This is a genomic window from Streptomyces sp. NPDC059957 (genome assembly GCF_042730015.1).
GTDB lineage: Bacteria > Actinomycetota > Actinomycetes > Streptomycetales > Streptomycetaceae > Streptomyces.
Genome location: NZ_JBHWMB010000109.1, coordinates 2,503 through 11,450 on the forward strand (window position 1 = coordinate 2,503; position 8,948 = coordinate 11,450).

General features: G+C 72.9%; 10 protein-coding genes. 7 read left to right on the top strand and 3 right to left on the bottom strand.

The features are described 5' to 3' along the window. The first annotated feature begins 215 nt into the window (after nucleotides 1-215). The gene (locus ACFWBW_RS38780) at nucleotides 216-908 is read left to right on the top strand and encodes a glycerophosphodiester phosphodiesterase (protein WP_385383585.1); all 693 of its coding nucleotides are present in this window, start codon (nucleotides 216-218) and stop codon (nucleotides 906-908) included. Nucleotides 909-993: 85 nt separating this feature from the next. Here ACFWBW_RS38780 and ACFWBW_RS38785 read toward each other — a convergent pair whose 3' ends face one another. Next, nucleotides 994-1,533, bottom strand: coding sequence for a GNAT family N-acetyltransferase (locus tag ACFWBW_RS38785; protein WP_385383588.1), 540 nt, complete (start codon nucleotides 1,531-1,533; stop codon nucleotides 994-996). Nucleotides 1,534-1,667: 134 nt separating this feature from the next. Here ACFWBW_RS38785 and ACFWBW_RS38790 point away from each other — a divergent pair, with 134 nt between their 5' ends. The 4 genes from ACFWBW_RS38790 to ACFWBW_RS38805 all read left to right on the top strand — a co-directional run bounded on the left by ACFWBW_RS38790 (nucleotide 1,668) and on the right by ACFWBW_RS38805 (nucleotide 4,714). After that, complete coding sequence (locus ACFWBW_RS38790; RefSeq protein WP_385383591.1) at nucleotides 1,668-2,228, top strand: DUF5134 domain-containing protein; 561 nt, start codon at nucleotides 1,668-1,670, stop codon at nucleotides 2,226-2,228. Between the two features lie 87 nt (nucleotides 2,229-2,315). Then, nucleotides 2,316-3,254 carry a M56 family metallopeptidase gene (locus ACFWBW_RS38795; RefSeq protein ID WP_385383594.1) on the top strand — a complete coding sequence of 313 codons (939 nt, stop codon included), beginning with the start codon at nucleotides 2,316-2,318 and terminating at the stop codon, nucleotides 3,252-3,254. Nucleotides 3,255-3,324: 70 nt separating this feature from the next. Next, nucleotides 3,325-4,047, top strand: a complete 723-nt coding sequence (locus tag ACFWBW_RS38800) for a phosphatase PAP2 family protein (RefSeq protein WP_385383596.1) — start codon at nucleotides 3,325-3,327, stop codon at nucleotides 4,045-4,047. A gap of 37 nt (nucleotides 4,048-4,084) precedes the next feature. Beyond that, nucleotides 4,085-4,714 (top strand): TetR/AcrR family transcriptional regulator, encoded by a 630-nt coding sequence (locus tag ACFWBW_RS38805; RefSeq protein ID WP_385383599.1) that lies wholly within the window; start codon nucleotides 4,085-4,087, stop codon nucleotides 4,712-4,714. Here the strand turns inward: ACFWBW_RS38805 and ACFWBW_RS38810 are convergent. Then, nucleotides 4,711-6,189 (bottom strand): LVIVD repeat-containing protein, encoded by a 1,479-nt coding sequence (locus tag ACFWBW_RS38810; RefSeq protein WP_385383602.1) that lies wholly within the window; start codon nucleotides 6,187-6,189, stop codon nucleotides 4,711-4,713. The genes ACFWBW_RS38805 and ACFWBW_RS38810 overlap by 4 nt on opposite strands. 85 nt (nucleotides 6,190-6,274) lie before the next feature. Between ACFWBW_RS38810 and ACFWBW_RS38815 the strand changes: the two genes are divergently transcribed. Both ACFWBW_RS38815 and ACFWBW_RS38820 read left to right on the top strand, forming a co-directional pair. Continuing rightward, the gene (locus ACFWBW_RS38815) at nucleotides 6,275-6,931 is read left to right on the top strand and encodes a DUF305 domain-containing protein (RefSeq protein WP_385383604.1); all 657 of its coding nucleotides are present in this window, start codon (nucleotides 6,275-6,277) and stop codon (nucleotides 6,929-6,931) included. A gap of 52 nt (nucleotides 6,932-6,983) precedes the next feature. Further along, nucleotides 6,984-8,339 carry an FAD-dependent oxidoreductase gene (locus ACFWBW_RS38820; RefSeq protein ID WP_385383606.1) on the top strand — a complete coding sequence of 452 codons (1,356 nt, stop codon included), beginning with the start codon at nucleotides 6,984-6,986 and terminating at the stop codon, nucleotides 8,337-8,339. 60 nt (nucleotides 8,340-8,399) lie between these two features. Here ACFWBW_RS38820 and ACFWBW_RS38825 read toward each other — a convergent pair whose 3' ends face one another. Next, the gene (locus ACFWBW_RS38825; protein WP_385383609.1) at nucleotides 8,400-8,747 is read right to left on the bottom strand and encodes an ArsR/SmtB family transcription factor; all 348 of its coding nucleotides are present in this window, start codon (nucleotides 8,745-8,747) and stop codon (nucleotides 8,400-8,402) included. Nucleotides 8,748-8,948 lie beyond the last annotated feature (201 nt).

Below are 8,948 nucleotides of genomic sequence, written 5' to 3' on the forward strand. Positions count from 1 at the left end.
ACACCCCCCTCCCTTTCGGTGCCGCTGTTTTTCTTTCTCTCTCTCCCCCCCCCCCCCCTCCCCCCGCCGGGGACCGGCCGGACGGCATTGCCGGGGCCCCGCAAAGGCGGTTTCATCGCATGCGGGGCGCACTAGCATGCGTCCTCACATCGCGCGCGGCCGGTCGGGACACCGCGACCGCGCGGGGAGCCGCCGTCGACGGAAGGATGAGAACCTTGACTTTCCTCACCATCGGGCACCGCGGGGTCATGGGTGTCGAACCGGAGAACACTTTGCGGTCGTTCGTCCGCGCGGAACGTTCCGGCATGGACGTCGTCGCGCTGGACGTGCGGCTCAGCAAGGACGGCGCCCTCGTCGTCGTGCACGACGCCGAGGTGGACCGGACCACCGACGGTTCGGGCGCCGTTGCCGACCTGACCCTCGCCGAACTGCGCGAACTGGACGCCGGAGACGGCGAGCACGTGCCGGTCCTGGACGAGGTCCTCGGCGCGGTCCGCGCCCCGCTGCGCATCCAGGTCCACGACCTCGCCGCCGTCGGGACCTTCGCGGAACTGCTGCTGAGCCGCGATCTGACCGGCCGGGTCGAAGTGGCCTCCTTCCGCGACGAGGTGCTCGTGGAGGCGGCCCGCCTGGTGCCGGGTGTACGGACCGTGCTCTACGCGAACCAGACCCCGGCCGACGCCGGGGAGGTCGTCGCCCGGGCCGCCCTGGCGGGCGCGGAGACGGTGGCCCTCAACATCGGCCACCTCACCCTGCACACCGTGGAGTCGGCGCACGAGGCCGGACTGCGCGTGACCGGGTGGACGGTCAACACGCTGGAGCGGCTGCGGCTGGCCCGGGCCCTCGAACTCGACGGCGTGCTCACCGACTTCCCGGAGATCCGCTCCACGGGCCGCTTCACCGCCTGAGGACCGCGCACGGCGGGCCGGCGGACGGCCCCACGGGCGGCCCGTGGGGCACCGCCCGCACGCCGCCCGCACTCAGCCCCCGCGACTACAGCGGCTTGACCAGCAGTTCGAAGGCCAGGTCGTCGCGGAGCGGGACGCCGAACCGCTCGTCCCCGTAGGGGAAGGGGCTCATCTCACCGGTGCGCTCGTAGCCACGGCGCACGTAGAAGGCGATGAGCTCCTCCCGTACGTTGATCACGGTCATCCGCATCTCCTTGGCCGCCCACTGCTCGCGGGCGCGGCGCTCGGCCTCCGCCATGACCGCCTTGCCCAGTCCGCCGCCCTGCTGTCCGGGACGGACCGCGAACATGCCGAAGTAGACGTGGTCGCCCCGGTGTTCGAGGTGGCAGCAGGAGACGATCTCGCCGGCGCGCTCCACGACGAGGAGCATGCCCTCCGGGTGCCCGACGATCCGGGCCACGTCCTCGGCGTCGGTCCGCTGCCCGTCCAGGAAGTCCGCCTCGGTGGTCCAGCCCCCGCGGCTCGAATCCCCCCGGTACGCCGATTCCACGAGCTCCACGAGCTCCGGGATGTCCGCCTCCACGGCACTGCGGTAGGTCAAGGCCTGGGGGGCGGCGCTCGGCATCGAGGGCTCCGTTCTGCGCGAGGTCGTTCGACGTGCTTCTTCGGTGGTCCCAGAGAGCCTAACCTCGCCCGGCGTGATGGCCGTGTGAAGGGGGCATCTCTTCCGGTGAAGCCGACGAACCGGGAGGTTCCGCCGTGCACGGTCCCGCCACGTCCCTCTCCACCTCCGTCTCCGCCTGGCTGCTCGTCCTGCTCTGCGCGGTGAGCGGTGCGTACTGTCTGCGGCGCGCGGGCAGAGCCGGCGGCGGACCGGCGGCCGGGGAGGCGGCGATGGGGTTCGGCATGGCCCTGATGGCGGTGCCGCTCCGGCTGGGCGGCGACTGGCAGGCGCCCGTGCTGGGCGTGGTCTTCTGCGGGGCGGCACTCCACGCGCTGTGGCTGCTGCGCGGCGGACCGCACCACGCGCACCATCTGGTGGGCTCACTGACCATGGTCTACATGGCGCTGGCCGCGGGCACCGGCGCGGGCCCCTCCGGCCACGCCCACGGGCAGGGCGCCGGGCTGCCCCTGCTCACCGGCCTGCTGCTCGTCTACTACGCCGGGTACGTGGTGCTGGGCGGCGCCCGGCTGGTCACGGTCGGGGGCGCGCGGCGCCCGGGCGGCCCCGGGGCGGCCCCCGCCGGCCCGGCGGAAGTGATCCGTGCCTGCCGACTGGCCATGGGAATGGGGATGTTGGCGATGCTGCTCACGATGTGAGGCCGCGGACGGCTCGGCAAACGTGTCCTCCGTCACCCTTGGCCCGGACCATACCCGCAGGTAGTCGCGCACTCCTAGGCTGGGGCCATGATGGTCCCCGCCGTTCTCCTGCTGCTCGGCGCCCTGACCGCGGTGCTCGCGCCCCGCCTGCTGGCCCGGGCCCGATGGCCCGAACGCGAACCCGTGGTGGCCCTGTGGACGTGGCAGTGCGTGGTGGGCGCCGTACTCCTGTGCCTCGCGCTGTCGATGCTGCTGAGCGCGGCCGCCGCCTGGCAGGCCGTACGGGGCGGGCTGTTCGCCCCGGCTCCGCACGGCGTGGTCGACGCCTACGCGCTGGACGCCACGGGCGGGCTCTGGGCCGCGGGCACCGCCCTCGCACTGGCGGGCGGCGGGCTGTGGACCGGCGCGATGCTGGCCCGGGAGATCCTGCGGGCCCGCACCCGGCGCCGCACGCGGGGCGCCGAACTGCTGCTGCGTGCACCCCTGTTGCCCGGGGAGGAAGCTTCCGGGGCACGGCTCGTGGTCCTGGAGGGGCAGCGGCCCGACAGCTGGTGGCTCCCGGGTCCGGCCCCGCGGCTGGTGGTCACGACGGCGGCATTGGGCCGGCTCAAGGGGAGTCAGCTGGACGCCGTACTGGCCCACGAGCAGGGGCACGCGACGGCCCGGCACGACTGGCTGCTGCACTGCTCGCGGGCCCTGTCCGGGGGGTTCCCGCAGGTCCCGGTCTTCGCCGCGTTCGAGGCGCAGATGCACCGGCTGGTGGAGCTGGCCGCCGACGACGTGGCCTCGCGACGGTACGGGCGCCTGACCACCGCCCTGGCCCTGATCGGCCTGAACGAGGACCGCGGGGTCTTCGGCCCGTCGCCCGCGCCGGACGCGCACGTCCCCGAGCGGGTCCGGCGGCTGCTCTCGGCCGCGCCCCGCCTGTCGGCCGTACGCCGGCTGCGGCTGACGGCCCTGGCGGCACTGGCTCCGGCGGTTCCGCTGCTGGTGGCGTTCGGACCGGGGCTGGGCGCGCTCGCCTGAGGGCCTCCCGCCGGATCGCGGGGCTCCGCCCTTGCGGAGCATCGGCGTCGCCGGGTGCGAGGATCGGCGGATGCGGAGCGAGTACGTACGGTTGCGGACCCCACTGGTGTGCGCCCTGCTCGTCGCGGCGGCTTTGCTGACGGTCCTGGTGGCCGTCCGCTGGGGTCCGCTCCTGTCCTTCGACGGCCGGGTCGCACAGGGGCTGCACTCCTACGCGGTCGCCCGGCCCGGGGTCACCCGGCTGGTGCGGGTGCTCAGCGACTGGGTCTGGGACCCGTGGACCATGCGGGTCCTGGCGGGCGCGGCCTGCCTGTGGCTGTGGTGGCGGGGCGAGGTCCGGTGCGCGGTGCGGATCGCGTTGGCCACCCTCGCCGCCTCGGCGGTCAGTCAGGGGCTGAAGGTCCTGGTGGGGCGGGAGAGGCCTGTTTGGCCGGATCCGGTCGTCACCGCGGACTACGCCGCCTATCCGTCGGGGCACGCCCTGACGGCGATGGCGGTCTGCGGTCTGCTGGTGTGGCTGGTCGCACGCCGGTCCACGGGACCGGCAACGGCCCCGGCCGCGCACCCCTTCACGCGGCCCGTCCCGGCCCTGGTGCTGTCCCTGGCCGCGGTCTCGGTCCTCGGGGTCGGCTTCACCCGGATCTACCTCGGCGTCCACTGGTTCTCGGACGTCCTGGCGGGCTGGCTGCTGGGCGCGGTACTCGTGGCGTTCACGGTCGCGGTCTCGGCCTCTGACGGTGTCTGCTCGGGGCGATCCCCCGTGTCGCCCCGAGCAGACGGTCCGGTGCGCTGAGTATACTGGCTGCGAGCCAGTCAACGCAGGAGCAAGCATGTCCCCGCGCAGCGCATCGGTCAATGAAGAATTGCGTCGGCGTTCCCGGGAGCGGCTGCTGCAGGCCACGGTCGAACTCGTCGCGGAGCGCGGCTACGAGGCCACCACCCTCGGCGACATCGCCGACCGGGCCGGAGCCGCCCGCGGTCTGGTGTCCTACTACTTCCCGGGCAAGCGTCAGCTCCTGCAGTCCGCCGTGCACCGGCTGATGCACCTCACCCTGGAAGCGGCGCTGGAGCGCGAGCCCCGTACGCGGGACGGCCGGGAGCGCCTGGCCCGGGCCATCGACGCGATCCTCGGCCTGGCCCGGGACCAACCCCGGCTGATGCGGACGCACATGGCGGGGATCCTGCAGGCGGAGGGGTTCGTCCAGTGCGCCGAGCAGCAGCGGCTCGCGGAGCTGCTGCGGGACACCGTCGTACGGTACGGGTCGGCGGACGCGGACACCGACTACCCGCTGCTGCGGGCGCTGTTGATGGGCGCGGTGGTGGCGGTGCTGCTGCCGGGCGCGCCGATGCCGGCGACCCGGCTGCGGGCCGAGTTGTTCCAGCGGTACGGGCTGGACTGGGAGTCGGGTGTTCCGCCGGACGGTGGACCGCCCGGCGGAACGTTTCCCTCGCCCCGTTAGTGGTACACGGGCTGGGTCTGCACGTTGAGCCGGTCCAGCCACACCCACTTGGCGCTGTCGGTGCGCCAGTCGTCGAGCCGCAGCACGTCGAGGCCCTTGGCTATGTCGTTCGAGTAGATGTGCCCGTTGTAGTAGTACGCGGACCAGGAGCCGCCGAGGCCGAGCTTGTCGGTGGTCAGCGGGCCCCGCTCGAAGTAGGCGATCTCCTTCGGGCTGGTGGAATCGGTGAACTCCCAGACGGAGATGCCGCCCTGGTACCAGGCCTGGACCATGATGTCGCGGCCGCCGCCGACCGGGATCAGCGAGCCGTTGTGGGCCACGCAGTTCTCGGTGTCCGCCTGCATGCGCGGGATCTTGAAGTAGCTCTTGAAGACGAGCTTGCGCTGGTCACCGCGGCCGGTGATCTCGTAGATGCCGTCGGCTCCCCGGGTGGGACCGGTGGCCTCGTTGCAGGTGGCGCCGCCACCGCCGCCCAGCTCGTCGGTGAACACCACCTTGTTGGCACGCTCGTTGAAGGTGGCCGAGTGCCAGAACGCGAAGTTCACGTTGTCCTGGACCCGGTCGATGACGCGCGGTTCCTCGGGCTTGCTGATGTCGAAGAGGATGCCGTCGCCCATGCAGGCGCCCGCGGCGAGGTTCTTGGAGGGCAGCACGGTGATGTCGTGGCAGCCCGTGGTCTTGGAGACGCCCGGGTTGGTGGGCCCGCCCGGGTTGCCGCCGTCCGGGAAGAGAATCGGGAAGCCCACCATCGCGGCCTGCGTCGGATTCTTCTTGGGAACCTTCACCACCGAGATGCCGTCGTGCGGCGGCTTGCAGTCGGGGAACGCGTCGTTCGGGTTGTAGGAGGAGACGTAGAGGTAGGCGTCCCGGCCGCCCGGCACCAGCGTGTGGGTGTGGGAGCCGCACGGGGTCTCGACGGACTTGATGTACTTGGGGTTCTTCTTGTCCTTGATGTCGAAGATCTTGATGCCCTCCCACGAGGACTTCTCCGTGGCGGGCTGCGAGACGCTGTTGCAGGAGTCGTCGCTGCGCGAGGAGTCGGTGGACAGGAAGAGCAGGTCACCGTCGACCGAGATGTCGTTCTGCCCGCCGGGGCACAGTACTTCGGTGACCTTCTTCGGCGCCCTGGGGTTGCCGATGTCGTAGATCACGAAGCCGTTGTAGTTGCCCGCGTAGGCGTACTTGCCCTGGAACGCCATGTCGGAGTTGATCTGAGTCGGGTCGGTGCTCGGGATGTTGGCCAGGGGTTTGATGTTCCGGCTGTGGACGATCTCGTCCTGGCCGGGTATCTCACCGGGCGACAGCTCCCGGCCCGCGCCGGCCGCGGTGGCGGCGCTCTGCGGCGCACCCGCACCCGGGAGCAGGTCCCCCGGGTCGGGAGTGGCGGCCGCGGGTCCGGCCGCCAGTAACGTGGTGAGGAGTCCGGCCGCGGCTGCGGCCACTCCCAGGGATCTGCGCCGTCTGCTGGTGTGCATCAAGGTCACCGTGCCCTCCCATGAGTCCGATCGGTTCCGCCCGTGGTGGGAACGGAACGCGGACCCCGGCAGTATGGTCCTTTGCATGGACATGGCGAAAGTCTCACTCGGGCGAATCGTCGGATCGGCCCTGGCCGTCGGGCTCCTGCTCCCCCTCACCGGCTGCACGGACGGCGGCGGGACGGACGGCGCGGCGGCCGACGGCAGGCCGATGGTGATCGCCCCGGGCAAACCCGGCGAGCAGGCGCGCACCATCTCCCCCGAACAGGCGGCGAAGGAGCTGCCCGACGACACCCCCAACGCGGCGGACCGAGCGTACGTGCGGAACATGATCGAACACCACGGTCAGGCACTGACCATGAGCGCGCTCGCCCCGGACCGGGCCTCCGCCGACGGGGTCAAGCGGCTCGCGGAGCGGATCGCGGCCGCTCAGAAGCCCGAGATCGGCGCGATGGAGGGATGGGGGGCCCGGTACCCGGCGCCCACCGCCGACCAGGGGGGCCACGACCACGCGGCGATGCCCGGCATGGCCACCGAGCAGCAGCTGGCGGAGCTGGCCGCGGCCAGGGGCGCGGACTTCGACCGGCTCTTCCTCGCTCTGATGACCGCCCACCACGAGGGTGCCCTGAAGATGGCGGGCGAGGTCCTGGCCGCGGGCAACAACGCCGCCGTGGAGGAGATGGCCAACGAGGTGGCGGCCACCCAGAGCGCCGAGGTCCACCGGATGCGTGCGATGGGCTGACGGCCCGGACGCCCGGTGTCATGCTGGGAACACCTGCGTGAGGAGCTCCGCCGTGCTTCGTATCGCCGTCGTCGGATCGGGCCCCAGCGGGGTCTACGCCGCACAGACACTCGTACAGCAGCGTGAGGTGCCGGGGATCCGCGTCGACGTGCTCGACCGGCTGCCCGCTCCGTACGGGCTCGTGCGCTACGGGGTGGCCCCCGACCACGAGAAGATCAAGTCCCTGCAGGGCAGCCTGCGCACCGTGCTGGAGGACGAGCGGATCCGCTTCCTCGGGAACGTCGAGGTCGGCGGGGACGCCCTGCCCACCGCCCGGCTCCTGGAGCTGTACCACGCGGTGGTGTACTGCATCGGCGCGGCCCGGGACCGGATGCTCGGCATCCCCGGCGAGGACCTCGCCGGGGTGCACTCCGCCACGGCCTTCGTGGCCTGGTACAGCGGCCATCCGGACGCCGCGGCCGAGGCCTTCGGGCTGCCCGGGGTGGATTCGGCGATCGTGGTCGGCGCCGGGAACGTGGCGGTCGACGTGACGCGGATCCTGGCCCGGGGGGTACCGGAGCTGGCCCCCACCGACATGCCGCAGCCGGCTCTGGGCGCGCTCGGCGACAGTGCGGTGCGCGCGGTCCACATGGTGGCCCGGCGCGGGCCCTCGCAGGGCAAGTTCACCACCAAGGAACTGCGCGAACTGGGCACGCTGCCGGGCGTGGACGCACTGGCCGACCCCGCGGAGCTGGCCCTCGACCCGGCGTACGCGGACCCGGGCGCGGCCCTGCCCGCGGTGAACCGGCGCAACGTGGAGGTGCTGCGCGGCTGGGCGGCCGCCCCGGCGGGCGGCGGGGACCGGCGGATCGCACTGCGGTTCTTCCTGCGCCCGGTGGAGGTGCTCGGCGGCCCGGACGGCCGGGTCACCGGGATGCGGTTCGAGCGGACGGCCCCCGACGGCCTGGGCGGGGTCACCGGCACGGGGGTCCACGAGGACGTCCCGGCGCAGCTGGTCCTGCGCTCGGTGGGGTACCAGGGCGTCCCACTGGAGGGGCTGCCCTTCGACGAGCGGCGCGGTACGGTCCCGCACGCGGCGGGCCGGGTACTGAGGGAGGGCCGGGCCTCGGTCGGCGAGTACGTGGCGGGCTGGATCAAGCGCGGCCCGACCGGGGTCATCGGCACCAACCGGCCCTGCGCGAAGGAGACGGCCTCCTCCCTGCTCCAGGACGCGGGGGCGCTGGCCCGGCGCGACCGCGAGCGGGACCCGCTGGAGGCCCTGCTCCAGGCCGGGCTGCGACCGGTCCGGTGGCCGGGGTGGCTCGCCATCGAGACGGCCGAGGCGGAGCTCGGGCGGTCCCTGGGCCGGCGCTCCGTCAAGATCCCCGACTGGGCGGGCCTGCTGGCCGCGGCGGGCGGCACGGACTGATCCCTGCCTCAGTCCCGGTAGTCAGCCCCGGTAGTCGACCCTGGCCGTGAGCCCTGGCCGTCAGCCCCGGTCGCGCGTCTCCTCGGCGGCGGCGGCGGCGAGGACGCCGTCGATCAGCCCGGGGAACAGCTCCGCCAGCTCGGCGCGGCGCAGTCCGTTCAGCTTGGCCGTGCCGCGGTAGGACTGGCGCACGACACCGCTCTCGCGCAGGACCCGGAAGTGGTGCGTGGTCGTGGACTTGGTGACCGGGAGCTCGAAGTGCGAGCAGACCAACTCGGCGTCCGTGGCCGCGAGGTCGCGGACGATGGAGAGCCGGACGGGGTCGGAGAGGGCGTGCAGGACCCCTTCGAGCCGGATCTCGGCGGCCTCGGGGTGGGCGAGGACACGGGCCGCGTCACGTTCCGTCATGTCCGTACTCCACTCGCTGGGCGTTGCCGCGGTTCCACGATTCCGGGTGTCCCTACCATCGTACGAGAACCATCGTAGGAGCGGAGCCGAACGGCCGGGTGGGGGGGGGGGGGGGGGGGACCCCGCCGCACCGGGCCCCCCCCAACACAAAGGCCGCTCGGGTGTACCGAGCTCCATTACGAACTCTCCGAATGTGGTGCG

Bases quoted from the DNA above. Each gene is read 5' to 3' on its own strand.
- ACFWBW_RS38785 (WP_385383588.1), bottom strand. From the start codon at position 1,533: ATGCCGAGCGCCGCCCCCCAGGCCTTGACCTACCGCAGTGCCGTGGAG.
- ACFWBW_RS38795 (WP_385383594.1), top strand. From the start codon at position 2,316: ATGATGGTCCCCGCCGTTCTCCTGCTGCTCGGCGCCCTGACCGCGGTG.
- ACFWBW_RS38800 (WP_385383596.1), top strand. From the start codon at position 3,325: ATGCGGAGCGAGTACGTACGGTTGCGGACCCCACTGGTGTGCGCCCTG.
- ACFWBW_RS38805 (WP_385383599.1), top strand. From the start codon at position 4,085: ATGTCCCCGCGCAGCGCATCGGTCAATGAAGAATTGCGTCGGCGTTCC.
- ACFWBW_RS38810 (WP_385383602.1), bottom strand. From the start codon at position 6,189: ATGCACACCAGCAGACGGCGCAGATCCCTGGGAGTGGCCGCAGCCGCG.
- ACFWBW_RS38815 (WP_385383604.1), top strand. From the start codon at position 6,275: ATGGACATGGCGAAAGTCTCACTCGGGCGAATCGTCGGATCGGCCCTG.
- ACFWBW_RS38825 (WP_385383609.1), bottom strand. From the start codon at position 8,747: ATGACGGAACGTGACGCGGCCCGTGTCCTCGCCCACCCCGAGGCCGCC.